Annotated in this window: 22 protein-coding genes and 1 riboswitch; of the genes, 6 read left to right on the forward strand and 16 right to left on the reverse strand. The window is 68.9% G+C overall.

Going from position 1 to position 25,330, the window contains the following annotated elements; all coding sequences use genetic code 11:
- The first annotated feature begins 7 nt into the window (after window positions 1–7).
- Window positions 8–517: a molybdenum cofactor biosynthesis protein B gene (gene moaB / locus G6O69_RS06885; RefSeq protein WP_172302725.1), complete on the forward strand. Its 510-nt coding sequence runs from the start codon at window positions 8–10 to the stop codon at window positions 515–517.
- 16 nt (window positions 518–533) lie between these two features.
- On the opposite strand, the gene G6O69_RS06890 is transcribed toward moaB, so the two are convergent.
- The 5 genes from G6O69_RS06890 to G6O69_RS06910 all read right to left on the reverse strand — a co-directional run bounded on the left by G6O69_RS06890 (window position 534) and on the right by G6O69_RS06910 (window position 5,642).
- Entirely contained in the window at window positions 534–1,490 is a 957-nt protein-coding gene (locus tag G6O69_RS06890; protein ID WP_172302726.1) for a hypothetical protein, read from the reverse strand.
- A gap of 158 nt (window positions 1,491–1,648) precedes the next feature.
- Window positions 1,649–3,001: a glutamine synthetase gene (locus G6O69_RS06895; RefSeq protein ID WP_172302727.1), complete on the reverse strand. Its 1,353-nt coding sequence runs from the start codon at window positions 2,999–3,001 to the stop codon at window positions 1,649–1,651.
- Between the two features lie 23 nt (window positions 3,002–3,024).
- Entirely contained in the window at window positions 3,025–4,422 is a 1,398-nt protein-coding gene (locus G6O69_RS06900) for an aldehyde dehydrogenase family protein (RefSeq protein WP_172302728.1), read from the reverse strand.
- A gap of 19 nt (window positions 4,423–4,441) precedes the next feature.
- The gene (locus G6O69_RS06905; RefSeq protein ID WP_172302729.1) at window positions 4,442–4,834 is read right to left on the reverse strand and encodes an AgmX/PglI C-terminal domain-containing protein; all 393 of its coding nucleotides are present in this window, start codon (window positions 4,832–4,834) and stop codon (window positions 4,442–4,444) included.
- A 19-nt stretch (window positions 4,835–4,853) separates the two neighbouring features.
- Window positions 4,854–5,642 (reverse strand): hypothetical protein, encoded by a 789-nt coding sequence (locus G6O69_RS06910; protein WP_172302730.1) that lies wholly within the window; start codon window positions 5,640–5,642, stop codon window positions 4,854–4,856.
- Between the two features lie 240 nt (window positions 5,643–5,882).
- On the opposite strand from G6O69_RS06910, the gene G6O69_RS06915 reads away from it, so the two are divergent.
- Together G6O69_RS06915 and G6O69_RS06920 are read left to right on the forward strand one after the other, a co-directional pair.
- The gene (locus G6O69_RS06915; RefSeq protein ID WP_172302731.1) at window positions 5,883–6,227 is read left to right on the forward strand and encodes a hypothetical protein; all 345 of its coding nucleotides are present in this window, start codon (window positions 5,883–5,885) and stop codon (window positions 6,225–6,227) included.
- A gap of 142 nt (window positions 6,228–6,369) precedes the next feature.
- On the forward strand, window positions 6,370–6,582 hold the full coding sequence (locus G6O69_RS06920) for a hypothetical protein (RefSeq protein ID WP_172302732.1): 213 nt from the start codon (window positions 6,370–6,372) through the stop codon (window positions 6,580–6,582).
- A gap of 265 nt (window positions 6,583–6,847) precedes the next feature.
- Here the strand turns inward: G6O69_RS06920 and G6O69_RS06925 are convergent, their stop codons facing one another.
- From G6O69_RS06925 to G6O69_RS06955, 7 genes are all read right to left on the reverse strand, one after another.
- Window positions 6,848–7,084 (reverse strand): hypothetical protein, encoded by a 237-nt coding sequence (locus G6O69_RS06925; protein ID WP_255215722.1) that lies wholly within the window; start codon window positions 7,082–7,084, stop codon window positions 6,848–6,850.
- 417 nt (window positions 7,085–7,501) lie between these two features.
- Window positions 7,502–8,341 carry a class I SAM-dependent methyltransferase gene (locus G6O69_RS06930; RefSeq protein ID WP_172302734.1) on the reverse strand — a complete coding sequence of 280 codons (840 nt, stop codon included), beginning with the start codon at window positions 8,339–8,341 and terminating at the stop codon, window positions 7,502–7,504.
- Window positions 8,342–8,475: 134 nt separating this feature from the next.
- Window positions 8,476–8,952 (reverse strand): transcriptional repressor, encoded by a 477-nt coding sequence (locus G6O69_RS06935; protein WP_172302735.1) that lies wholly within the window; start codon window positions 8,950–8,952, stop codon window positions 8,476–8,478.
- Window positions 8,953–9,001: 49 nt separating this feature from the next.
- Window positions 9,002–11,020 (reverse strand): hypothetical protein, encoded by a 2,019-nt coding sequence (locus G6O69_RS06940; protein ID WP_172302736.1) that lies wholly within the window; start codon window positions 11,018–11,020, stop codon window positions 9,002–9,004.
- A 7-nt stretch (window positions 11,021–11,027) separates the two neighbouring features.
- Window positions 11,028–12,017 carry a PA14 domain-containing protein gene (locus G6O69_RS06945; protein WP_172302737.1) on the reverse strand — a complete coding sequence of 330 codons (990 nt, stop codon included), beginning with the start codon at window positions 12,015–12,017 and terminating at the stop codon, window positions 11,028–11,030.
- Window positions 12,017–14,083 (reverse strand): glycosyltransferase family 39 protein, encoded by a 2,067-nt coding sequence (locus G6O69_RS06950; protein ID WP_172302738.1) that lies wholly within the window; start codon window positions 14,081–14,083, stop codon window positions 12,017–12,019. The genes G6O69_RS06945 and G6O69_RS06950 overlap by 1 nt, the downstream gene beginning before the upstream one ends.
- Window positions 14,084–14,204: 121 nt before the next feature.
- The gene (locus tag G6O69_RS06955) at window positions 14,205–14,867 is read right to left on the reverse strand and encodes a hypothetical protein (protein ID WP_172302739.1); all 663 of its coding nucleotides are present in this window, start codon (window positions 14,865–14,867) and stop codon (window positions 14,205–14,207) included.
- A gap of 104 nt (window positions 14,868–14,971) precedes the next feature.
- Between G6O69_RS06955 and G6O69_RS06960 the strand changes: the two genes are divergently transcribed.
- Entirely contained in the window at window positions 14,972–16,087 is a 1,116-nt protein-coding gene (locus G6O69_RS06960; RefSeq protein ID WP_172302740.1) for a metal-dependent hydrolase, read from the forward strand.
- Here the strand turns inward: G6O69_RS06960 and G6O69_RS06965 are convergent.
- The 3 genes from G6O69_RS06965 to G6O69_RS06975 all read right to left on the reverse strand — a co-directional run bounded on the left by G6O69_RS06965 (window position 16,050) and on the right by G6O69_RS06975 (window position 18,399).
- Window positions 16,050–17,219 (reverse strand): amidohydrolase family protein, encoded by a 1,170-nt coding sequence (locus tag G6O69_RS06965; RefSeq protein ID WP_172302741.1) that lies wholly within the window; start codon window positions 17,217–17,219, stop codon window positions 16,050–16,052. The genes G6O69_RS06960 and G6O69_RS06965 overlap by 38 nt on opposite strands.
- Before the next feature lie 64 nt (window positions 17,220–17,283).
- Window positions 17,284–18,228, reverse strand: a complete 945-nt coding sequence (locus G6O69_RS06970; protein WP_172302742.1) for a serine/threonine-protein kinase — start codon at window positions 18,226–18,228, stop codon at window positions 17,284–17,286.
- Between the two features lie 18 nt (window positions 18,229–18,246).
- Window positions 18,247–18,399, reverse strand: a complete 153-nt coding sequence (locus tag G6O69_RS06975; RefSeq protein ID WP_172302743.1) for a hypothetical protein — start codon at window positions 18,397–18,399, stop codon at window positions 18,247–18,249.
- Between the two features lie 512 nt (window positions 18,400–18,911).
- Here G6O69_RS06975 and G6O69_RS06980 point away from each other — a divergent pair.
- Both G6O69_RS06980 and G6O69_RS06985 read left to right on the forward strand, forming a co-directional pair.
- A complete protein-coding gene (locus G6O69_RS06980) occupies window positions 18,912–20,606 on the forward strand; it encodes a beta-L-arabinofuranosidase domain-containing protein (RefSeq protein WP_176396682.1) in 1,695 nt (564 codons plus the stop codon).
- Window positions 20,607–20,619: 13 nt separating this feature from the next.
- Window positions 20,620–22,743, forward strand: a complete 2,124-nt coding sequence (locus tag G6O69_RS06985; RefSeq protein WP_172302745.1) for a beta-propeller domain-containing protein — start codon at window positions 20,620–20,622, stop codon at window positions 22,741–22,743.
- A 132-nt stretch (window positions 22,744–22,875) separates the two neighbouring features.
- On the opposite strand, the gene G6O69_RS06990 is transcribed toward G6O69_RS06985, so the two are convergent.
- A complete protein-coding gene (locus G6O69_RS06990; RefSeq protein WP_172302746.1) occupies window positions 22,876–25,017 on the reverse strand; it encodes a M3 family metallopeptidase in 2,142 nt (713 codons plus the stop codon).
- Between the two features lie 122 nt (window positions 25,018–25,139).
- A riboswitch (cobalamin riboswitch) is annotated at window positions 25,140–25,321 on the forward strand.
- Window positions 25,322–25,330 lie beyond the last annotated feature (9 nt).

Here is a 25,330-nt window from a genome sequence, read left to right on the forward strand (position 1 = left end):
TCCCACCATGAGCGAGCGCGCCTTCTTGCCAGTGCAAATCGCCGTCTTGACGGTCTCCGACACGCGAAGCTTCGCCGACGACCGCAGCGGCGCCCTGCTCGTCGAGCGCCTCGAGTCTGCGGGTCACCGGCTCGCCGCCCGCGAGCTCGTCCGCGACGATCCTGGGGCCATCCGCGCCCAGCTCGCCGCGTGGATCCAAGACGAGCACGTCCAGGTGGTCCTGGTCACCGGCGGCACCGGGATCACGGCCCGCGACGGCACCCCCGAGGCCCTCGCCCCCCTGGTCAGCAAGCCCATCCCCGGCTTTGGCGAGCTGTTTCGCTGGCTGTCCTACGAGGAGATCGGGACGTCGACGATCCAAAGCCGCGCCGAGGCGGCGCTGTGCGAGCGGACCTTGGTGTTCCTGCTCCCGGGCTCGACGGGCGCGTGCCGGACGGCGTGGGATCGGATCCTCGCCTCGCAGCTCGACATCCGCCACAAACCCTGCAACTTCGTCGAGCTCTTCGAGCGGCTATGAGCCGACCTCGAGCGGGCTACTGAAAGCGGACGTCGAGGGAGAAGCGCCCGCCCGTCACGCCGAGCTGGTCGACCACGAGCAGGGCCGTGGTCGCCCCGCCAAAGCCGGCCACGGCCGTGGACCCGCACGACATCTCCGTCGGCGTGCCACAGGCCGTGCGGATCGAGACGATCGGCTCGAAGCCCTCTTCCTCGGCCTCGAGCGAGGTGACCTCGGCCTCGAGGGTGCCGTCCTGGTCGAGGTAGACCGGGAACACCAGCTCGGCGCCGGGGGCCGAGCAGCCGCTGTCGAGGCGGCCCTGATCCTCCTCGAGGGCGTCCTCCCACAGGAACTGACCGCCGACGTCGAGCTCGATCGCCTGCTCCTCGAGGAAGCTCATGCACTCGTCTTGCGAGGCCTCCTCGCCGAAGCGCAGGTCGAAGGCGTAGGCGCCCGACTGGCCGAGCTCGGTGTCGACGATGATGTAGTAGACGTCGCCCTCGCCGCCCTGATCGTAGAAGCCGCGGCCGGGGATCGAGTTGACGATGTCGGCGCAGACCTCCGAGGCCTCGACCGTGCCCGGCTCGCAGGGATCCTCGCGGACCACCCGGAGCACCGGGTTGAACTCGGTCTCCTGCGGGCGAAAGTCGATGAACACGTCGCTGGTCACCGAGCCGATGCGGTAGACGTCCTCGCCGCCCGAGCCCCCGCACCAGCCCTCGGTGCCCGAGCAGCCGCCGAGCTGACCGCGGACGACGATCGGCTCGCCCGAGGGGAGGTCGATGGGGTTTTGGCAGGAGCCGGCCCGCGCCTCGCCCGAGCCCCCCTCGTCGCCGTCGTCGGTCCCGGCCGTCTCGTCGGTGCCGCCGCTGTCGGCCACGCCGTCCGCACTGTCCACGCAGACCGGCGTGTAGTCCGGGTCGGTTCGCAGGCCGCAGCCGATCAGACAACAGCCGAGAAGACCGATCGAGGCGAGGCCAACACGCGGGGTCATGGGACGATCTTGCACGGGGCCATGGAGGGCGTCAAAGGGTCAGAGGCAGCGCGGCGATCCCCGTTGGCGAGGTCGATCCCTTCCATGTCCGCCCCGGCCTCCACCTTCACGCTTTTTCCCCCACCCGGCTCGATGGCCGCAGCGCGCTCGGGACCTGCTCAGATGATCTCGAAGTAGCGCGCCAGGTCCCAGTCGCTGACGTGCTTGCGCGCCTGGCGATCCTCCCACTCGCGGGTGGCCGCGAAGTGGTCGACGAAGGCGTCACCAAAGAGATCGCGGGCGACCTTGGAGCCCTTGAACAGGCGCGTGGCCTCGCTCAGCGTGCCCGGGAGCGGGACCGCGTCGGCGCCGGGGTCGTCGTAGGCGCTGCCCTCGATGGCCGCCGGCGGCTCGATGTGGTTCTCGATGCCCCACAGCCCGCTGGCCAGGGCCGCACCCAGCGCCAGATAGGGGTTGGCGTCGGCCGGCGCGACCCGGTACTCGCTGCGCGAGCCCTTGCCCCCGGGGATCGCCCGGATCGCCGTGGTCCGGTTCTCCACCCCCCAGTTGGCGTGGGTCGGCGCCCACATCCCCGGGACCAGGCGGCGGTAGGCGTTGACCGTGGAGCAGACCATGGCCAGCAGCTGGGGCATGAGCGTGACCTGGCCGCCGATGAACCAGCGCATCAGCTCCGGCGTGCCATCGTCGGCGCCGGTGAAGAGGTTGTCCCCGGTCTTTGGATCCTCGAGCGAGATGTGGATGTGCCCGCTCTGGCCCGGGTACTCGTTGCTCCACTTGGCCATGAAGGTGGCCATCAGGCCCATGCGCTGACACAGGACCTTGGCGTAGGTCTTGAACAGCGCGGCCTTGTCGGCGGCGGCCCGGGCCTCGTCGTGGTGCAGCGCGGCCTCGATCACCCCGGGGCCGGTCTCGGTGTGCAGGCCCTCGATCGGGCACTCGAAGGCGTCCATGGTCTCGAGCAGCTCGTGATAGAGCTCCGCGTGGACACCCGAGCGCAGCATGGAGTAGCCGAACATGCCCGGGGTCAGCGGGGTCAGCCCGCGAAAGCCCTTGCTGCGCACGCTCTCGGGGCTCTCCTGGAACACGAAGAACTCGTACTCGAGGGCCGCGCGCACGCCAAAGCCCATGGCCGCGGCCTTGTCGACGCAGCGGTGTAGCAGCCGGCGCGGGCACACGCCCTCGTAGTCCCCGGCGAAGTGGCCGAGGACCAGGACCGTGTCGTCCTCGAAGGGCAGCTTGCGGACCGTGCCCAGGTCGAGCTTGGCCGGGGCGTCGCGGTAGCCCGTGTGCCAGCCCGAGACCGTGGCGTTGTCGTAGAGCTGGTCGTGGCTGTCCCAGCCGAGCACGACGTCGCAAAACCCAAAGCCCTTGCGCAGCGAAGACTCGAACTTGTCGCGGTCGAGGTACTTGCCCCGGAACACGCCGTCGATGTCGAACACGCCGACCTTGTGGAAGCGGACGCCCTCGTCGTCGAGAAATTGGATGAGCTGATCGGTAGTTTCGAATTGCATGGTCAGGGCGCTCGCGCTCGGGGTCAGCGGCGGCGAAGGTGGAAGGACTTGGGTCGGGTCAGGGCGCGCAGGCCCAGGTGCGAGAGCGAGACGCCGTGCCCCGAGTCCTTGATGCCCACCCAGGGCAGCTGAGGATCGAGGAAGTCGCAGCGGTTTTGAAACACGGTCCCGGCCTCGAGGGCGCCGGCCAGGGCCTCGGCGCGGGCGTCGTCGCGGGTCCACACCGAGGCCGTCAGCCCGTAGCGCGAGTCGTTCATCAGCGCCACGGCCTCGACCTCGTCGCGGATCTTCATCAGCCCGATCGCCGGGCCAAAGGTCTCCTCGTTCATCAGCGCCATGTCGTGGTCGACGTCGACGAGGACCTTGGGCGCGAGGTAGCAAGGCGAGCGATCGGGGATCTCGAAGTCGTCGTCGGAGGTCAGCAGCCGGGCCCCGGCCGAGACCGCGGCGGCGACCTGCTGCTGGATCCGCGCCGCCGCGTGGGCGTTGACCACCGGGCCCAAGCTCGTGCCCTCGGCCAGCGGATCCCCGAGCCTGAGCTTGCGGGTCTCGGCGACGTAGGCCTCGACGAAGCGGTCCCACAGCGACTCGTGCACGTAGACGCGCTCGATCGCGCAGCACGACTGGCCGGCGTTATAAAACGTGCCCTCGACCAGGTTGGCGACGGTGAACTCGAAGTCGCAGTCGGGCAGGACCAGGGCCGGATCCTTGCCGCCGAGCTCGAGGGCCACGGACATGAAATTATCCTGGGCGGCGGCCCGGAACACCTCGTGGCCACCGCGCACGGAGCCGGTGAACGCGACCTGATCCACGCGCCGCTCGCCGAGGATCGCGGCGACGTCGGCGTGGCTGACCATGAAGTCCGCGACCAGGCCCGCGGGCGCGCCGAGCTCCGCAGCCGCGGCCGCGAAGCTGCGCGCGAGCTGGGCCCCGCACAGCGCCGTCTGTGGGGCGTGCTTGATCAGCACCGCGTCGCCGGCGAGCACCGCCCCGGCGACCACGTTGATCGCGACGAGCAGCGGGTAGTTCCAGGCCGCGATGTCGAGGACCACGCCCACGGGCTCGTGGCGGATGAAGCGGTGAAAGCCCGGCTGCTCGGGCAGCGCCTCGTCGGCCAGGGCTCGCGGGGCGAGCTCGCACAGCGCCTCGACGCGGCCACGGACCGTGCGCAGCTCGCCCTGGGCCTCGCCCAGGGGCTTGCCCATCATCGTGGTGATCTCGCGGGCGTAGTCGTCGGCCCTGGCCTCGAGGTGCTCGAGGGCGCGCATGCACAGGGCCACGCGATCCGCGATCGCGCTGCGCCGCCAGACCTGCTGAGCCGCCCGCGCGCGCGCGACCACCTCGCGCGCGGCGTCGAGGGAGAGCAGCTCGTACTCGTGGGCGACCTGACCGTCGATCGGGGAGACGATGGGCTCGGGCATCGGCCGCGAGGATACCCGATCAGCTCGACCCGGGGCTCGCAAAGCCCACGCCAAAGCGGATCGTCTGGCGCCCGCCGGCCGGGAAGCGCCAGCGCTTGATCGCCTTGACGGCGCAGGCCGAGAGCTTGGCGACGCCGAGCTCATCGACCTCGATGTCGACCCAGTCGACGCTGCCCTCGCGGCGCAGCTCGACCACGAAGAGCAGCGAGCCCGCGCGCCCGGGGTGCTGATCCGCGATGTCGGTCCAGCACGCCTGGAGCTCCGGGAGCTGAGCCTCGACATAGGCCTGACGCTCCTCGGCGCCGGCCCGGCCGTGGGCGCAGCCCGAGCTCGCCACGCTCGACCCCACCGCCGCGGCCGCGCACAGCAGCCAGCCGGCGCCCGGGCGACGACGCGAAGGACGGGAGGTCACGGGCCCCATGTTCCGCCGATCAGATCCCCGACACCAGCCCCCAGCCGAGCTCGTCCTCGGCCGCGCAGCCCCCGAGGTTGTAGGCGTGCACGGCCTGGAAGCGGTAGCTCTCGCCGCCGAGCTCGACCAGCTCGCCGTCTTGGGGCGCGGTGAACTCGTAGCGCACCGGCGGCGCGCTGCCCTCGCAACACGACTCGGTGTAGACGGCGCAGTCGCAGTCGTCGACCTCGTCGTAGCTCGGTGCCAGGGCGCTGAGGTCGATGTCCGTGGTCAGCGGGATCTCGACCTCGCCGCTGCCCCGCGCGATCACCCGCGGGGTGAGCTCACCAGACAGCCACACCGCCCCATTGTGATAGCGACAGCCGGAGCCCGGCGTCGGCTGTTTGGCCCGCAGCGTCACGCACTGCCCGGCCGCGATCGCGCCGCCGAGGTCCATGCCCACGAAGCGGGTGGTCAGCGCCACATCCGTCGCGCAACCCTCTTCCGCGCAGCCCGCCTCACAATCGAAACCGCGCAGCAGCTCGCCCTCGACCGCCTCGACCAAGAAGTGGCGCTCGTAGACCGTGTCGCTCTCCGTGGTCTCCCCGCAGGGCTCGGTGACCACGACGCGCAGCGGATCCGGAAATTCGAGGGCGCAGACCAGCTCGCCGCCCCCCGTGTCCGTATCCGAGTCCTCCGTGCCCGTGTCACTCTCGTCGGAGAGCTCGGCGTGGAGCTCCGCGAAGGCCGGGTTGGCCTGAACGCAAGCCGAGGTGCCGAGCAGCATGAACGCCGCCGCCGAGAGGGTGCTCCGGACACTCGAGCGCATGTCCCTTTGTATCGCGAAGTGCGCTCTTTGTGTGTCGATTCACCCGTCACAAAAACGACCAAAACTAATTGCATATCGCGCGCTTATTGTGACCGGGGAGAAACGCCACAGATGACCTCTCAGCCACGTCTAAAGAGAAAATCAAATTTTCAGGAATAATTATTTGCACGATTAGAGGTGATACAGGACACTAACTGAGAGCCCGGGAAAAGAGTCCCCACCCACCCGAGAGAGACCACCATGAAGGCACTGCGCACGATGATCCTCGCCCTCCCTCTGCTCACCCTCGCCTGCGACAGCGGCGACGAGTCCGAAGACCTGCGCGGTATCGCGGTCGAGGAGCCCTGCGAGCCCGATGACTGCGTCCCTCTCAGCCCGCTGATCGAGGAGTCGGAGTGCCCCGAGGGCTACGAGTTCGTCAGCTGGGGCGAGTGCGTGGACGCGGACGGTGAGTGCGTGTGGGCGTTCTACGACGACTGCGTCCCCGTCAGCGAGCCGGACGAGGATCCCGACCCGCAGTCAGGCGAGCCCGACCCCACTCCCGGTGGTGTGAACGCCACCGCCCGCTCGCGCACCGCGGGCTGAGCCCACGCAGAGCAGCCAATACTGAAAGAGCGGGACCGCTATGGCCCCGCTCTTTTCGCGTTCGAAGCGCGCGCAGCCATGAGGCATGAGGACCCTCCCCCTCCGCCCCCCTCCCCCTCCGCGCCAGGTGGTGGGCCGGTCAATGTCCTACAGACTCTACACCTTGGAGCGCGCCCCCGAGACGTGGCCGACGGTCATCGAGCTGGGCGGCTACACCTTCGAGCTCCCGAGCTGGTGGCGTGAGGGTGAGCAGGCGATCTACGACTACGTGTACGAACGCTACGGATCGGACACCGGGACGAAGGCGACATGGCGTGAGGTGATGAAGCTGTGGGTGCTATCTGGCTATCGCTGAGCGCTACGCCTCATCGCCCAATCGCTCGGTGCGCGACTACGCCGAGCTCGCGGCCAGCACCGCAGAAGAACTCGCACCAGTCGATTGAGGTCGAAGAGCGAGAAGTCGAAAGCCAATGCTCACCCCAAGCCCTCGAGATTGTGCGTCTTTCGGAGGCAAGGACTCGGAATTACTCAGTGCTTGGGCTGTCGGCGAGTACTCGGGAGTCCGCGGCTGTCCTCGGGGATCCCCTGTGGGTTTGGAGACCGAGGCTTGGTCTCGGGCTCTACTCTGGGAGGATGATGAAGTGGACGTTACCCACATCGTCGCCAGCGACGAGTTGGTGCTGGGAGATGACGGCGATGCTCATGTAGCTCGCGTCGCCGTGGATGGTGATGGTCTGGCCAGAGTCGATATCCCAGACCCGCAGGGTGTTGTCGCGGGAGCCGGAGACGACGCGGCCGTCGGGGAGCACGGCCAACGCCATGACACTACCTTGGTGGCCCCTCACGACCCGAGACATGCCATGCCCTTGCAAGGGATGGAGCAAGCGCGCCAGACTGCCTGGGAGGTGGGGCGGCCATTTCAACGCTGACAGTACTTCCGGTGCGTTGGTCAACAAGCGATCGTGTAGCAGCCCTGGCAGGGCGTCCGGCTCCTCGCGCACCCAGTGAGCGCAAGCCCCCAACGCTCGCCCGAGCGTCGTCAAAGACCCTTTCCCCTCGTCGAGCCGCTGCGCTCGTGCGACCGCTCGAACCTCTCGCTCGACCTCCAGCACCCCCCGCTCGCGGGTCTTCTCGAGTAGATACCCCACGTCGAGACAGCGCTTCGCGGCTTCCTCGGCACGGCCGATCTCGAGCAAGTGCGTCACCCCATGGCGCAGCGCATACCCTCGCCGAAAGCCCTCGCCGTCCAGGCTCGGCCCCTGGGCCGCCCTCGCTCAGCGCAGCCGCATGTGCACGACCCCCGGCGCGTGGTCCTTGATCCAAGGCAGCGCCGCGAGCACGCCATAGCCCACGCGCCGCAGCCCACGTGGAAATTTATAGACCTCGAAGGACACGAGCTCGAAGTCCCCCAGCCACGCGCGCAGCGTGGGCAGCAGCTCGGAGCGCTTGATCCCCCAGGGCGCCGGCGGGATCTGATAGTGCGGCGTCTTCCACCAGCCCTTCTCCGAGGTCGTCTTGCGCGAGAGCCAGGGCGGGATGTAGTCGAACATCACCTCGACCCCCGGCCAGCGCTCGGCCATGGCCCGCAAGAGCCCCCGCACCTCGCTGGCCGCGAAGTACATGAACAGCCCCTGCGCCGTGACCAGGACCGGGCGGCCCTCGGGGACGGCGTCGAACCATGTCGTGTCGAGGGCGCTCTTGGCGACGTGTCGGTGGCGCGCGTCGGCCTCGATGAAGCGCTCGCGGATCTCGATCGCCTCGGGCAGGTCGACGCTGAGCCACAGGACCCCGTCGTCATCGCGGATCCGGTAGCGCTCGGTCTCGAGCCCCTCCCCGAGGTTGACGATCACCGCGTCGGGGTTGGCGGCGATGAACTCGCGGACGGCGTCGTCGAACATCGCCGAGCGGATCGCATGGGAGGGCTCGGCGGCGCCAAAGGAGCGCTCGTAGTCGAAGTCGAGGGCGCGGTAGATCTCGAGGCACTTTGGATCCCGGATCATCCCGTCGGCGCGCGCGGCCTCGCTCGCGCGGTTGTGGAGCGTCCACAGCATGGTCTCGGGGACGCCGGAGAGGTTGGGTTTGCTGCTCGTCGTCGTGCTCGTCGTCGTCGTCATGGTCGCGCCTCGCTCTCTCGAGACGGCAGTCTTTCACGATCGAGATCCGAAGACAATGCGAATCAATCTCATTGTATCCAGGATACGGTTGCATCCAGGTGCGCCTCGGGGCCAGCAGGTGGTGGCTCGGAGTCTCAGTCGCGGCAGGCGGTGCAGGTTCCGAGCAGCTCGTGCACGTGGCCCGTGAGCCGAAAGCCAAAGCGCTCGGCGACGTCGCGCTGGAGCACCTCGATGGCCTCGAACTCGAACTCGATCACCTTGCCGCAGGCGGTGCAGATCAGGTGGTCGTGGTGCTCGCGCTCGAAGGCCCGCTCGTAGAGCGTGCCCTGGCCCTGAGAGATCAGCGTCACCTGGAGCAGGCCGGCGTCGACCAGCAGCGGGAGCACCCGGTAGACCGTGGCCGGGTGGACGACGGGCGCCTCGCTCTGCTCGAGGTCCGCGACCAGCTGATCCACCGAGAAGTGGCCGCGCCGGCGCAGGGCCGCCCGCGCGACAGCCTCGCGCGTGGCGGATGACTTCAGCCCGCGCGCCTTGACCAGCGCGTGGAGCTGCTCGAGCGCCCGCTCGATCCCGGCGCTGTCCAACCCCTGCTTGGTCTCGACCGCTCGCATGGGACAACTATGCAAATGGATCGCATGATGATCAACTCGGGCGCCGGTCTCAGTTTCCGGTCGTGTCCCCAGCCGCGTCTTCGGTCGCGTCCTCTTTTGGCGCCGGCAGCTCGTCCGCTTCGTCCGCTTCATCCAGGGGCGCGAAGAGCAGCACGTTGTAGTTCACGAAGGCGACCGGCTCGCGGCCCTCGAGCCAGCGAAAGCAGTTCTGCCGCCGGACCCAGTCGGAGAGGTGCACGATCATCGGGTCGGGTCCGCGATAGCGACGCTTGCAACCCATCCGCGTGACCTCGAGGCCGCGGGCTTCGAGGGCTTCGCGGCGCAGGGGGAAGTGGGAGTAGTAGGCCACCCGCGTCCACCCGTGCTCCTCGGCCGCTTCGGCGACGTCACCGAGGTCCTGGCCCCAGTCCTCGCCGATCACGCTGATCCAGCGACCGCCGCCGGGGCCGCCGGCGAGGGCGTTGAAGTAGCCCAGGTAGGCGGGGAAGCTGGTGGCCACCGCCGCGACCCCGCTGCCCAGGCACAGGCTCAGCACCGCGGCGCGGGCGAGGGGGCGCTCGAAGAAGCGGCCCAAGCGCTCGCCCCACAGCGCCCGCCGAGCTGCGGGGTCGAAGAGCAGCGCCCCAGCCCGGCCGGCGAAGAGCGCCATGATCGGCAAGAGCGTGGCGGCGTGGCGCACCCCGATGTTGATGTGCGAGCTCATCAAGCTGATCAGGTTGACCAGGGCGAAGACCGCGAGGACGCCGGTGGCCACGCTCGGCCAGCGCCGCGTCCGGACCATGCCGACCACGCTGGCGCCGGCCAGGCCGAGCAGCCCGAGCACGCCCAGGGGCGTCTTCACGGCGAGCATCACCGGGAAGTAGAGCGGGTGCGAGAGGTGGCTGTTGAGCCCGTAGAAGTAGCCGCCGTGGCCCGAGGCGTTTTGCTTGGACACCGTGGCGAGGCCGACCAGCCAGGTGTAGGGGAAGGGCATGGGCAGGGGGTCGGGGAGCTTGCCCAGGAAGCTGCGCTCGACGAGCTGGTGGCGGTAGCGTCGCCACAGCCAGTTTTGGGGCTCGGGCTGGGCGATGATCTCGGACACGCTCAGGCCCACGCGGTCGAAGAAGTAGGCGGCGTCGATGGCCAGGATCATCACGACGGCGACCACGGCGAGCTGACCGACGACCACGGCGGCGCGCCGCCCCCAGCCGCGCCAGCGCGCCGCGCCCCCGTCCCCCGCGCCCTCTTTGACCCCCCTGCCAGCAAAGCCCCCGAGGCCCAGGCCCGCCGCGAGGATCAGCATGCCGCTGAGCACCAGCACGATCACCAGCCCGCTGTGCTTGGTCAGGACCATGACGGTGGTCGCCAGGCAAAACCACCCGACCCGCGCCCAGCCGGGGCGCTCGATCCACGCGATGGTCGCGGCCAGGCTGAGGAAGACCGCGGCCATGGCTGGGATGTCGGTGGTCACCAGGCGCCCGTGGGCGATCAGCGTGGGCTGAAAGACGAGCAGCGCGAGGCTGAGGATCCCCGTGGTCCAGCCATAGCGGCGCTCGGTCCACAGGTAGAAGAAGAGCGCGAAGGCCAAGGTGATCGCCATCATCACCCGCCGGCTGGTGGTCAGCTCGGCCTCGGCGCGCTGGAAGTCGTGGGTGAAGTAGTGCTGAGAGACGCGCAGGGGGTTGGCGACCTCCCACTGCCACAGCTGCTGCATCGCCTCGGCCCGGGTCGCCGTCGGCTCGGGCTGGACCAGGCCGCGGCGCATCCGCGTGAGCAGCCTGGCCTCTGGATCCGGGCTGCCGTCGACGCCGCGGTCCTCTCCCCAGGGCTCCTCGCCCCCGCCGATGTGCGGCAGGGCGGTGATCACGTTGGCCAGGGGCGGGTGGGCGTAGCTGAGCTGGGCGTCGTAGGTCCACAGCCAGGCCTGGCCGCGGATCAGGTGCAGCGGCTCGTCGGCGGTCAGCGTCCGGCCGCGCTCGCTGGTCCACGAGAGCACGCCGCAGATCGCCAACAAGGCGAGCGCGAGCAGGTGTCGGGCCCAGTGTTTGCTGCGCGCCTCTTGCTTGCCTGGCGGGGCGCTGGGGGTCACGGGCTTCCTATTGCAGCTCGGCGCGCACCGCCGCGCAAGGGTCTTGTTCGTCGATCTCGTCGCCGGGATAGCGCAGGCGTTCGCGGGGGATCTCCTTGGGCACCGCCCCATCGAAGGACGCGACCAGCGAGATCGACTGGCGCCCGAGGCTCTCGTAGAACTCGACGCGCAGGTGGTGGACGCCGGGCTCCAGGTCGAGGCTCGCGCTGCCAAAGCCCTTGCGCCGGGTGGCCGTGTCGCGGTCCCAGGCGTCGATGATCGTCTCGCCGTCCAGGAACACGCGGGCGCCGTCGTTGGCGTTGACCTGCATGATCGCCAGGCCGGCCTCGTCGACGACCAGGCAGCTGTCCCAGCGGACCGAGAACTTGTCCGGGGGGATCTCCTCGAGGGGCGGGCGGTCCTCCCAGGCGTGAGTGACGGTGTCGTCCCGGACGACCAGCGGCTCGCTCTCGAGCATGCGGTCCGGGTAGTAGGCGGCCCGCCACGGCCCGGTGCCCGGGATGTTGGTGTTGAGCGCCGTGTAGGTGATCAGCGGGGCGAGGACCACGAAGACCCCGGCGACGCCGAGGAGGATCCGCCGCCTCCGCCGACGCAGCGGCTGGCCGCCGAGCTCGGGCTCGAGGGCCGAGAGCAGCTCGCGGGCCGCCTTGGTGTGACGACGTAGGTCCCGAGGGCCGACTTCGGCCGCCGCGCGCTCACCCAGGAGCGCGCCCAGCTGCGCGCGCAGGCGCTTGCGGGCGCCCTCGTTCACGCCGGGGATCGCGTGGCCCAGCCAGGCCTCGGCGCCGCCGCTGGCTCCCTCGAGCCCGGCGGCCGCGCCCGCGGCCGTGGCCTGGCGCCAAAATGCCTGGAGGTGGGGGATCGCCGTATGCGGCGCGGCCACCGGATCCTGAAGCAGGATCTCGGCCGCGTGCAGCTCCTCGGCGGCCGAGCACAGCTCGGGCCAGCCCGGGCGCGCCGCGAGGGCGCCTCGTTTCTTCATTGCTTGGTCAGCCATCAGCCCTCCACCTCCTCTCGCCCTGGCGGGGGCCGCGTGGGGTCGGAGCCAGGCTCGATCCCAAAGCGCCGGTTCGGGCTCGAACCACTCCCGGACTTGCGGCCAGCGTCGTCTCCAGCGTCACCGACCTCGTCTGCGCCCTCGCTCATGCTGTCTTCCTCGTCGGAGCCATCGCCCGCGTCGCTCTCCTGGGTCTCTTCGGAGTCCTCGGCCTCGGCGTCCTCTGCCTCGGCTTCGGCCTGAGCGTCCTTCTTGGTCCCCGTGCGCTTGGGCGGCGTCCTGCCGCCGCTGACCATGTCGCGCTCGTCCTCGGCGCGGCGGTCCCGGGTCATGTTGAGCATGACGCCCTGGCGCTCGACCCGAAGGACCTCGGGGTGCTCCTCTTTTTGCAGGTAGCAATTGTTGCGGGTGTAGCCCAGCCAAAACTCGGGCGTGGGCCCGCTGCGTCGGCGCCACTCGAAGTTGGGGCCGAGATACTCCTTGGCCACGAACTCGGGCATGCAGGCCGAGACCACGTAGGGCCCGAGCAAGAAGCGCTCGCGCTCGGTCTCCCACAGGTGCTCGCGCAGGTCCTCGTAGGCCTCCTTGTAGGTGGCCCCGTAGTAATCCGTGGAGTAGCGCAGGTAGGCCCCGGGCAGGCCGCCGACGAGGCCGTTGAACCACAGATACTGGTAGGGGTGGACCTGGATCATCGCCACGACCATGCGCAGGCAGTGGGCGAGGACGACGGCCTGGAGACCCCAGGCGGCGGCCTTCGAGCGCCGAGCCACGCGCCGCGTGAGCGCGGCCAAGGTCACGCCCGCGATGACCACGAAGAGCGGGACCAGGAACAAGAAGTGGCGCAGGCCGTCGTAGAGCGGCGAGCGCTTGGCGATGGCGTAGAGCGGCGGGAACAGGATAGCGAAGGCCAAAAACCCCCAGATCGCCAGCAGCCGGCGCTCGCGGGCCAGCGGGGTGTCGACGTCGAGCTTGGGGTCGGCGACCTTGGCCAGGACCCGCGCCTGCCGCCGGCGCTTGGGGGTCAGCCCCCCCTGCGCCAGGCGCTCGCTCTTGGCGCGGCGGCGCAGGCGGACCAGGCGGACCACGAAGACCACCAGCGCCCCGAGCACCAGCGCGATCACCAGCTCGGGCAGCTTGAAGCCAAAGTAGCGCAGCAGGTAGTCGCCCGGCGGGTTGAGGGTCGACACCCGGCGCGCGCCAAAGGGCATGTTGCGCTCGTGGAGGTTGAAGGCCGACATCCGCGCGAGGGCGATCAGCGGGCGGCGAAAGGGCGCGAGCTGAGCCCACGGCCACAGCACCAACATCAGCGCCCAGGCGCCCAGGCTGGTCAGCGCGAAGGGCGGGAGGTAGCGCAGGATGTATTGGGGGATCAGCCTGGCGTCTCGGGCCTCGCGGGCGCGCCACAAGATCCACAGGCCGATCAGCATCAGCAGGTAGCAGATCGTCAGCAGCCCGGCGATCCGCACGCTCATCGCCGCGCCCAGGGCGAGCGAGGCCTTGACCCACTCGCGCCCTGGCACCGCGGGCAGCGTGATGAAGATGCGCAGCAGATAGTAGAGCGCCCACACGTAGCCGACGGCGAAGGGCAGGTCCTTCGGGTTGGCGAACATGTGGCCGTACCAGACCGGGGTCAGCACGAGCAGCAGCAGGCTGACAAAGCCCCCCGCCGGGCCGCCGAGCAGGCGCCCGAGCTTCCAGGTGCCGAGCAGGCCCAAGGCCCCGATCAGCGCGCCGAACAGGTGGATTGTCGCGTACTTGTCGAGCGGCGAGATCTGCCGAGCGAGGTAGCCCAGGCCGTCGAAGCCGCCGCCATAGAGGTAGTCGGCGCGGTAGTAGAGCGCCGTGTCGTCCTCGAAGCCCGAGGCGTACCAGTGGATCACATGGCGCCCGTAGCTCATGTGCCAGGTCTCGTCCCAGGTGATGCCATAGTCCTGAAAGGTCAGGGCGATCAGCATCAAGACGAGCGCGCCGAGCAGGGCGCTGGCCATGTCGAAGGCCGCGTCCCAGCGCGCGCCGTCGCTGGGCTGGAGCCGCGTCGCCGGGTCGGCGGCGAGTCGTCGGAGCACTTCAGGCATCGAGGAGCGCCGGACTGTATCAAGAAAGGTGGGCGTGAGCCTTGGTGAGAACTTCCACGACAATTGCGCCTTGGTAGGCGAATTACGCGCTGATTCGGGTGTTGGAGCCGCGCTAGGCCGACTCGTCCGGCTTGCGGACGAGGCAGATCTGGCCCTGCTTCCACGGCTCCAAGAACACCGGACGGCCGATCTCGCGCAAGGTCTGGTGGTAGACCTCGCGCTGGGCGTCGTGGACCACCAGCACCCCGCCGGGGCGCAGCAAGGTCATGCCTTCGCGCACGCAAAGGCAGCGCGCGCGGCCGTCGACGAGCACCAGGTCGAAGACCGGCGCCGCGCCCTCGGGCCCGGCGGCCAGGCGGCGCGGCGCCTCGACGTAGGCCCCCATCAGCGCCATGTCGCGCTCGGCCCGATCCCGCCAGGCCTGGAGGGCGTCGCGCTCGGCCTGGGTCGACTTGCGATCCCGAGGCAGGAGCGGCTCGGGCTCGGCCGGCTCGACCAGGTGGAGCTCGAGGCGGGGGTCGCTGACGACCTGGCGGACGCGCCCGACCCAGTCGCGGTTGTGCTCGATGGACACGTAGCGCTCGATGAAGGGGCTGCGCTCGAGGAGCTCCCGGGTGCTGCCCCCGGCGCCCCACTCGAGCACCCGCGTGGGCGCCAGGGTCTCGACGATCGCCCGCAGCTGCGCGAGCTCGACGGGGTCCATCCACACGGGGAGGGTGGAGAGGTCCAGCTGTGGACCACGGACCAGGCGGGCGAGGGTGCGCACCAGAGGCATGGCGGGGTGTCTATCAGACGGCACCGGCCGACGCGAGCCGCCTACCCGAGCCGCCTACCCGAGCTGCGGTGGAGATGCGTGGGCGCCTGTGCCAAGCTCCGGCCGTGGATCCAGTGAGCCAGGGGGTGCTCGGCGCAGCTGTCGCCCAGGCAGTGGTCGGTGAGCGCCTCGGTGGTCGACGGGCCGGCTGGCTCGGCGCCCTCGCTGGCATGGCGCCCGACCTCGACGTGCTGATCCGCAGCCCCAGCGATCCCCTGCTGGCCATCGAGTTTCACCGCCACTTCACCCACAGCCTCGCCTTCATCCCCATCGGCGGCCTGCTCGCGGCGATCCCCTGCTGGCTGTGGGCGCGGCGCCAGGACTGGGTCGAGGGCAAGCACGGCCAGCAGCTGCGCGTCGACGCGCTGATCCTCGCCGCCACCACCTTGGGCTGGGCGACCCACGGCCTGCTCGACACCTTCACCTCTTACGGGACGATGCTGTGGTGGCCGCTGTCCTCGGCGCGCGTGGCCTGGGACTGGATCAGCGTGCTCGATCCCCTCTACACGCTGATCCTCGCCGTGGCGGTGATCTGGGCGGCGCGAACCCAAAAGGACCCGCGCCGGCCCGCGCGCTGGGGCCTGCTGATCAGCTCGCTCTACATGGGCCTGTGCGGCGTCCAGCACCACCGGGCGATGACCACCCAGGCTCAGCTGGCGCAGCTGCGCGGACACAGCCTCGTCCGCGGCCGCGCGCAGCCGCTCTTCCTCACCAACTTGCTGTGGCGCTCGCTCTACCGCGACGACGACGGAGCCATGCACGCGGACGCCCTGCGCCTGCCCTGGTGGTCCCCGCCCAGGCACCTCGGCGCCGGCAGCCAACCACCTCTGGACCTCTCCCCGGCCCTCGCCGCGCGCCCCGAGCTCGCGCGCTTCGACTGGTTCGCCGACGGCTGGCTCTACCTCGCCGCGGACGCGCTCCAGGCCGAGCTCCAGCTGCCCGAGCGCAGCGCCGCCGAGCTCCGCGAGCGCGCGGTGCTCTGCGACGGCCGCTACTCCGTGGAGCCCAGCGGCTTCTCCGGCGTGTTTTGCCTCGAGCTCGCGCCCGGCGGCGCCGTCACGCTGATCCAGCGCCGCCCCGACGACGCCGGCGCGACCTTCGAGGAGCTCCTCGCCCTGCTCCGGCCCAGCGTGGGCTCGCCGATCACCGCGCCGGCGCCGAGCCCTGCGGGCTCGCGCTGAGCCCCAGCCAGCGCGCGGCGTTGCCCTCGAGCACCGCGTCGAGGGTCGCGTCATCGAGGGCCAGACCCTCGAACGCCCCCCAGCTCGAGCCCTTGCCCGACGCGTCGGGGCGCGAGAAGTGGAAGCGCTCGGCCTCGAGCAGGTCGAGGTTGGCGTCGACCTGCTGGTCCCAGTCCACGCGCGAGCGCTCGGGCGAGTCGGGGTGGACGACGGTGACCAGATCCGAGCCAAACAAGAAGCGCTCCGGAGACGCCTGGATCAACGCGCGGACCCGCTCGTGCTCGCGCTCGAGGTTGAGGAAGCCGTCGATCCCCGGCTGGCCAGGGCCGTGGCTGGTGTCCACCAACAGGCGCGGGTGCGCGGCGAGGATCCGCTCGAGGCGATCGATGTCGGTCCGCGAGCCGCACAGGTGCGGGCAGACCAGCTCGAGCTCGGGGTAGGCCGCGAGCAGCTCGCCGAGCTCGTCCTCGAAGCGAAAGGTGTTGATGTGCAGCAGCACCGGCGCGTGCTTGGCCGCGAGCCACGAGAACATCGCGTCGTGGGCCGGATCCGCCAGCGGGCGCGCGTGGAAGCTGCGGTGGCCGTGGTAGAGCTTGACCCCCCGGGCGCCCGCCTCGAACCAGCGCTCGAGCTCCTCGCTGGTCGCGGCCGCGGGATCGAGGGTGATGAAGGGCAGCAGGCGATCGCGGTGGTCCGCGGTCAGAGCCAGCAGGCGATCGTTGGCCTCGCGCCAGCCCGAGAAGGGCTGCGAGCGATCCGCCGCCGGATGTGCGCGGTCGAGGTGCGGCGAGGACATGACCACCGCGCGATCGATCCCCTCGCGTGCCATGGCCGCGAGCAGCTCGTCGACGGCGTCGTCGACGAGGTGGACGTGGACATCCAGGCGCGGGCGATCGGCCCTGGCCTTGCTCGCCACCGTGTTCGGCTCGGTCGGCGGCGCCTCGCCAGCTCGCGCTTCGCCAGCTCGCGCCTCGCCAGCTCGCGCCTCGCCAACCTGCCCGGCCTGCGCCTCGCCGGCCTGCCCCTCATCCACCTGGCTGGCCCCACGCTGCTCGCCCGCGTCCGGCCGAGGGGCTCGACAGGCGAGGACGGACACGGCCAACGAGGGCACCAGCGCGCGGAGTCGGGGCATGCCAGAGCACTAGCACGGATACCGCGCAACGTGGGTCGCGGGGCGGGGCGCGGCGGGGCGCGGCTCAGGTCCCGTCGGGCCCCACCACGTGCAGCAGCGCCCGCTTCATGATCTCCGCGCTGGGGAAGCGCTCCGCCGGGTTCTTGGCCGTCGCCGTGGCGAAGAAGCCGTCGACGTCGCTCTTGTGCTCGGGGTCCACGTGCTCCCCAAAGTAGGCGCTGGGCGGCACGAAGGGTCGCTCGCGCTGGGCGATCAGGGCCTCGCGGGGGTGGACCTCGAAGAGGTCCTCGAGCGGGTGATGCCCCCCGGTGATCAGCTCGTAAAAGGTGATGCCCAGGGCGTAGAGGTCGCTGCGCGGGTCGAGCTGCGGGTTGGCGTAGGTCTGCTCCGGGGGCATGTAGAAGGGGTCCCCCATGATCCGCCGGCTGCTCGGCGGGCTGGGATCCGAGAGATCCCGAGCCACGCCAAAGTCGATCAGCTTGACCAGGCGCAAGTTGGAGTCGTAGAGGTCCGTGGCCACGAAGATGTTGGCCGGCTTGATGTCACAGTGCACGAATTTGCGGGCGTGCACGTGGGTCAGCGCGTCCAGGGTCTGGCTGAAGATCTCGCGGATCTGTCGCCAGCGCAGCAGCTCGCCGCGGCTGAGGTAGCCGAGCAAATCCGAGCCCTCGAGGTACTCCATCGCGAACCAAAACAGCCCGTGATCCTGGGTGGTCCCGACCTCGAGGGTGCGGATCAGGTTGGGGTGCATGAAGGTCCCGCACAGCCGGGCCTCCTGGCGAAAGCGCCGGCGCTCGTCCTCCGGCACGTTGGTCTTGATCATCTTGAGCGCCGCGTAGCGGTTCATGATCGGATCGAAGACCTTGTAGACCTTGCCGAAGCCCCCCTCGCCCAGACGGGAGACGATCTTGTAGGTCTTGCTCTGGGTGATGAGCGTGCCGGGCTCGAGCTCGACGCCCTCGACGGGGAGCTCGCCGATGGGCGTCTGCGCGTTTTGGTGTTCGCTCACGCGCCCAAGGTAGCAGGCTCAGGCCAGCCCGTGCATGAGCTTGAAGGAGAACACCAGCGCCGCCAGCAGAGCACGCATGGAGGGGTGGCGCTCGTCCGGCTTCACGGCCAGGCCGCGCTCGAGTTGGTGGTGCAGCCACTGTGGGACACGGGTGCGGGGCGGCGGTCGCACACGGCCCTCGCGGGCGCTCGTCAGGGCCGACCATCACGTTGTCGGGCTTGAAGTCACGATGGACCAGAGCACGGCGGGACCATAGCATGGCTGCCGCCTCGACCGCCGGATAGCTGTGGGTTCCACGACCACGTGCAAGCCTGGTAGCGGCTTGTCTACTGGCCAGCGTCTTCACTCGCCAGCGAAGCGGTGCGCTGATTTTTCGGTGAGCGCTCGAAGACTCGAAGTTACCTGATTTAAATTATGAGTCTCTCGGTCTCGCGAGGATATGCCTTCACCCCTGAGCGCGCTGCTGGACCGCGGTCTCCCGCGAACCTCGTTCGATATCCCGTTGTTTTCACTGTCGACACTTGAACGCAGAATTTTGCGCTCAAACCGCACTTGTCGCGAGGTCAACTGGAGCTAACATGTCGAGCTATCTGCTCCTCCGTCAAGCGAATGGCACCTACGCCCATTCGAAGGCCGAGGCCAGCGAGATGCAGGCACTTCGAGCCTCAACAAGAGAACGAATATTGCTCGATTTCAAGCGAGTCGAACTACCAGCCCTCCGTTCAGGCCTGGTCGCAATCTGGCTGAGCGCAATCGCTCCTTTCCTCGGAGCTTGCCAGCCAGCGGACATAGACGCCGATCCGGAAGCCGAAGCCCCCGCCGCGGCGGCCTCGAGCCAGCCCAGCGCCGCGCTCGACAACGCCAGCTTCCGCGACCAGCTGATCGCCTCCGTACGCCAGATCGCCAGCTCTGGGCCGCTAGCGAGCTGTGACCTACCTTCGCCCACATCCCCGCTCTTCGTCGTGGTCTCGATGTATTACGGCGGCAAGCTCGAGGCTCAGGGCACTTCGAGTCGAGACGAGCTGTGCGCCGCGCTGAGTGAGGCCACCCTCGAAGCTCGCTCACGCTCCAAGCTCGACCAGGACCGAATGTCACGAGCACGCTTCGTGGTCGAGTTGAGCAATCACAAGTATGGGGCGATCGAGTACGAGGGTCGGGGCCTCGAGCTCAAAAACGGCATCATGCCCGTACGTACCGTCAGCAAGGCCGCCCTCGCCCAGTACATCGACGCGGGAAAAAAATATCTCCTCCGCGTGATCGACCCGCGCCTCGGTGGAACGCACAAATATTATCAGGCCGCCGACGACAACCTCGAGCCGCGCCTGCACACGATCTACACCGCGTCGACGATTTATACATTGCTCGCGCTCTACGAGCACGACCACGACGAGGCCCTGCGCGAGCACATCGACCGCGCGGCGGAGTTCCTGCTCGAGATGCAGCAGCTCGCCCCGGACCAGCCGGGCTACGGCGGCTTCTTCTACTCGCTCGACACCACCCACGAGCAGCCCGAGCCGCGCCTGGTCGTGGGGACCACGTCCAAGACCATCTTCACCTTGATTCAGCTCCACGAGCTGACCCAAGACCCCAAGTACATGCGCAGCGCCAAGCTCGCGGCGAGCTGGCTGATGTCCATGCAGAGCCCCGACGGGCACGTGACACCCGAGCTCCACCAAAACGCAGAGGGCGAGTGGGAGCCGGTCGAGCGCGAGTCCATGCTCTACACCGGCCAGGTGCTCTCGGCGCTCTCGCGCATGTACCTGGCTACGAAAGACGCCACCTACCTCGAGGCCGCCTCGCGCACGGCGGGCGTCATGCTCGCCAAGATCGAAGCAGAAGGCTGCTACCTCGGCGACGAGTACCGCAGCCCCAACCCGGTCTCGAGCTCGTGGACGATCCTCTCGCTCTTCGACTACGCCCGCGCCAGCGGTGACCTCGAGCTGCGCCGCAAGGTCTACGCGTGCACCGACGAGCTGCTCTCGCGGCAGATCCACAAGCCCGAAGACACCTACCGCCACGGCCGCTGGACCGACTCGATGTCGAGCAGCGGCAGCGGGTGGATGGCCGAGGTCCTCGCCGTGCTCTACCTCGACTGCGAGGCCACGACCCCCGGCAGCTGCGACCGCTACCGCGACGCGATCGTCTCGCTCTTTCGCCTGCTGATGCAGTCCACCTATACCCCCGAAAATTCCTACGCGGCCGCGAACCCAGACATGGCCAATGGCGGCATGTACTGGAGCCCCCTCGATCGCCGCGTACGCACGGACTCGGTCTGCCACGCCATGAACGCCTACGTGTTCATGATCGACCACCTGCCAGACGAGGTCCTGCTCGAGCTCCCCGAAGCGCCCCTGGAAACCCTGTTCAACGCACCTTGAGGATCGCCCGACCATGAAACAAACACGAATCATTCACCCCTTCATTTTGGCCGTGATGGCCGCGCAGCCGCTGAGCTGCGTCATCCCCGGACCCGACGAACCACCCGTCGAGGAGGAGCCCGGCGACGCCGATCTCACCCCGGGCTCTTGCGAGGACCTCGACGCCAAGCTCAAGGCCAGGCTGATCGAGGCCATGGAGACCAACCTCCAGTACAAGCGCGACAAGGCCGTGGACGCCGCCACCTATAGCTGTGAAGACTGGTGGTGGGAGGAAGAGGAAGAAGAAGAGGAAGAAGAAGAGGAGGCCAGCGAGTACACCACGACCAACACCCAGGTCGAGGACGTCGACGAGGCCGACTTCGTCAAGAACGACGGCGGCTACGTCTACCTGCTCGCCGACGGCAATTTCTGGATCCTCGACGCCTGGCCGGCCGACGAGACGCACACGCTCTCGACCTTCGAGATCAAGGGCGAGCCCAAGCGGATGTACGTCCACGAGGACAAGGCGATCATCTACTCGCTGATCGACGGCTACTGGTCCAACAACCCGGCCTCCAACTGCACCTACGGCTACGGTTGTGACTTCACCGGCGACGGCGCGCCGATGCGGATCACGATCCTCGACATCAGCGACCGCGAGAACCCGGTGCTCACCCGCGAGCTCGAGTTCGACGGCGCCTACCTCAACTCTCGCCGCGTGGGCATGGACATCCACACGGCGATCGTGTTCTCCGAGTTCGGCCTCAACGCCGTCGACGACCTCGACTACTGGCCCGACGACCTGCCCAACGTGTGGTGCGGGCTCGAGGACGAGTACGGCTACAGCGTAGCCGAGGTCCACGCGCTCTTCGACGAGCTGCACGCGCAGAACCTCGAGAAGATCGAGAACACCCCGATCCTCGACCTCCTGCCCAAGGTCGTCGACAAGCGCTACGACGGCGACGAGGTCACCGTCAGCGAGGCGCCGCTGTCGGAGTGCGAGGACTTCTACATCTCGGAGCTCAGCGACGCCGAGGGCTTCTTGTCGCTGATGTCCTTCGCGATCGACGAGGTCGATCCGATGGCCGCGACCACGATGCTCAGCCAGCCCGGCGCGATGTATGCCGACGCCGACTCGCTCTACATCGCGGTCCGTCACCGTCGGCCCTACACCGACGATCCCGACTGGTTCCCGGACATCGATCCGGAGATCGACGACGCCACCTCGCTGCACAAGTTCAAGCTCAAGAAGGGTGGCAAGAAGCCCAAGTACCAGGCCAGCGGCGTGGTCAAGGGTCGCGTGCTCAACCAGTTCTCGATGGACGAGTACGACGAGGTCCTGCGCATCGCCACGACCAGCGGCTTCTTGCCCTCGCCCGACGTGCACAGCACGATCTCGGCGCTCGAGCAGGACGGCTCCCAGCTCGTCGTGCTCGGTCAGGTCGACAACCTGGCCCCGACCGAGGACATCCGCTCGGTCCGCTTCCGTGACGAGATCGGCTACGTCGTCACCTTCAAGAAGACCGACCCGCTCTTCGTCATCGACCTCGCCGACCCGAACGCGCCCGAGGTGCTCGGGGAGCTCAAGATCCCGGGCTTCTCGACCTACATGCACCCCATGGACGAGGATCACCTCCTGACCATGGGCTACGACGCGGACGACATGGACTCGTTCGCCTACTTCCAGGGCCTCCAGCTCCAGATCATCGATAACACCGATCTCGAGAACCCGACCCTGACCCACAAGGAGATCATCGGCACCCGCGGCTCGACCTCGGACGCCGCGACCAACCACCTCGCGTTCACCTACTTCAAGGCCCGCGACCTGCTCGCCGTGCCGATGACGATCTGCGAGGAGAGCAACGGCGGCGGCGACTATGGTGACATCATGACCTTCAGCGGTCTGCTGGTCTACCAGGTGACCACCGAGGACGGCTTCAAGCTGCTCGGCGGCGTCCCCCACGACGAGCCCGAGACCTTGGACAACTACACCAACAAGTGCAACAACTGGTGGACGAAGTCCAACTCGAGGGTCAAGCGCTCGATCTTCATGGAGGATTGGGTCTACTCGATCGCCCTCGAGCGGATCAAGGTCGCGAACATCTCCGACCTCGAGAACCCGCCGGTGGACATCAAGCTCGTCGTCGACGACGAGTAGGCCGCAGGGCCCAATGAAAAACGCGCCCGGTCCTCAGGACCGGGCGCGTCTTCAATTCACTCGCGGCGCGACAACCCCAACGCCGGCCGAGCGCCGGCCGAGCGCCGGCCGAGCGCCGGCCCTGCGCCGGGATCACTCGTCGACGAGGCCGCGGCGGACCAGCAGCGCGTCGACCGTGGGCTCCTGACCGCGGTAGTTGACGTACTGGGTCATGGGGTCGACGGTGTTGCCCTTGGACAAGATCAGCTCGCGGAAGCGGTCGCCGTTGGCCCGGGTCAGGCCGCCCTGAGTGCCCATGTAGGCGAAGGCGTCGGCGGCCAGGACCTCGGTCCACAGGTAGGCGTAGTAGCCAGCCGAGTAGCCGCCGGCGAAGGTGTGCGCGAAGTAGTTCGAGCGGTAGCGCGGGGGCACCGGGGCGAAGTCCACCCCGTGCTTGGCCAGGGCCTGGTGCTCGAAGGCGTCGACGTCGCTGATCTTCGCGTCGGCGGGGATCATGTGCCACTCCATGTCGAGCAAGGCCGCGGCGATGTACTCGAGGCTGGCGAAGCCCTGGTTGAACTCGCGCGAGGCGAGCAGCTTGTCGAGCAGCTCGGGGGGGATCGCCTCGCCGGTCTGATAGTGCTTGGCGAAGTTGGCCAGGACCTTGGTGTCGATGGCCCAGTCCTCCTCGAACTGCGAGGGGAACTCGACGTAGTCGCGGGGCACCGCCGTGCCCGCGAGGCTCGGGTAGGTGGCCTCCGAGAACAGCCCGTGGACCGCGTGGCCCATCTCGTGGAACATCGTCCCGACCTCGTCGAAGGTCAGCAGCGTGGGCTGGCCGGCGGGCGGCTTGGGCACGTTGAGCACGTTGACGATCACCGGCTTGCGGCCGAGCAGCTCGCTCTGGCCGACGATCGCGTTCATCCACGCCCCGCCGCGCTTGCCCTCGCGGGCGAAGTAGTCGGCGTAGAACAGCCCGACGCTGGTCCCGTCGGCGTCGAAGACCTCGAAGGTGCGCACGTCCGGGTGGTAGGTGGGCAGGTCGGTGCGCTCCTCGAAGCGGATCCCGAACAGCTCGCCCATCGCGAAGAACAGCCCGTCCTTCATCACGCGCTCGAGCTCGAAGTAGGCGCGGACCTCGTTCTCGTCGAGGTCGAACTGCTTGGCCCGGACCTTCTCGGCGTAGTAGGCCCAGTCCCAGGGCTCGAGCTCGAAGCGCTGCTCGTCGGCGGCGATCGCCTTCTCGATCGCCTCGGCCTCGGCCTTGGCCTTGTCGACGACCCGCGGGGCGAGGTCGTCGAGCATCTTCAGCACGGCCTCGGGGGTCTTGGCCATCTGCTCGCCGAGCACGTAGTTGGCCCAGGTCGGCTCACCGAGCAGCGCGGCCTTGCGCGCGCGCAGCTCGACGATCTGCAGGAGCACCGGGCCGTTTTGCGCGGCGCGCTCGGCCGAGGCCTCGAAGATCTGCTGACGCAGCGCGCGGTCCTCGAGGCTGGCGAGCACCGGCTGCTGCGTGGTGTTGAGCAGGTTGATCACGTACTTGCCGGGCATCCCGGCGGCCTCGCCCGCGGCGGCCAGGGCGGCGATGTCGTTCTCGCTCAGGCCCGCGAGCCGAGCTTTGTCCTCGACGACCACCGCCCCCGCCTTCCCGGCGGCGAGCAGGTTTTGGGAGAACTGCGTGGTCAGCTTGGACAGCTCGGCGTTGATCTCGCGGATCTCGGCCTTGGCGGCCTCGTCGAGCTTGGCGCCGGCGCGCACGAAGTCCTCGTAGACCTTCTCGACCAGGCGCAGGTCCTCGCCCTGGAGCGAGTCGCGGCCCTCGTAGACCGCCTCGACCCGGGCGAAGAGCGCGGGGTCGAGGACGATCGAGTCGCCGTGGGCCGAGAGCAGCGGGGCCATCTCGGCCTCGAGCGCGCGGATCTCATCGTTGGAGACCGTGCCCGTGAGGCTGAAGAACACGTCGGCGGTGCGGTTGAGGATCGCCCCGGCGCGCTCCATGGCGACCACGGTGTTCTCGAAGCTGGGCGGCTCCTCGTTGCTGGTGATCGCCGCGATCTCGGCGCTGTGTGCCTCCATGCCGCGCTCGAAGGCCGGGCGGAAGTCGGCGAACTCGATGGCGTCGTAGGCGGGCGCCTCGTACTGCAAGCTGCTGGCGACGAGGAGCGGGTTGTCTTCGCCCTCGGTCTGGGTCTTGGTGCCTGGGTCGTTCACGGGTGATGCGTCGGTCTTGGGGTGGCAGGCGGTCAGCGCGGTGGCCGACAGGGCGAGGGTCAGAGCGAAAAAGGGCGTGCGCATGTCGGGTCCTGGGATATACGCCGAAGGCCCCGGGTGTGGCGAGAGCGCGGGCCGGCGACGAAGACGGGGATCTTCACGGGGCGCTGGACGCGAAAGGGGCTTTTGTGCGAAACAAAGCCGTCAGACGCCCGAGCGCGGGCGGTGCCGCGCGAGCGGCGAAGAGGGAACCCGGTGAGAATCCGGGGCGGCTCCCGCCACTGTGAGCGGCGACGTCGAGGCATCCGAGCCACTGGGGAGACCTGGGAAGGCGCCGAAGACGAACGACCCGCGAGCCAGGAGACCTGCCTCCCGCGCCCCATTCATCGGTGAGACG

The sequence above is a fragment of the Pseudenhygromyxa sp. WMMC2535 genome, assembly GCF_011083025.2.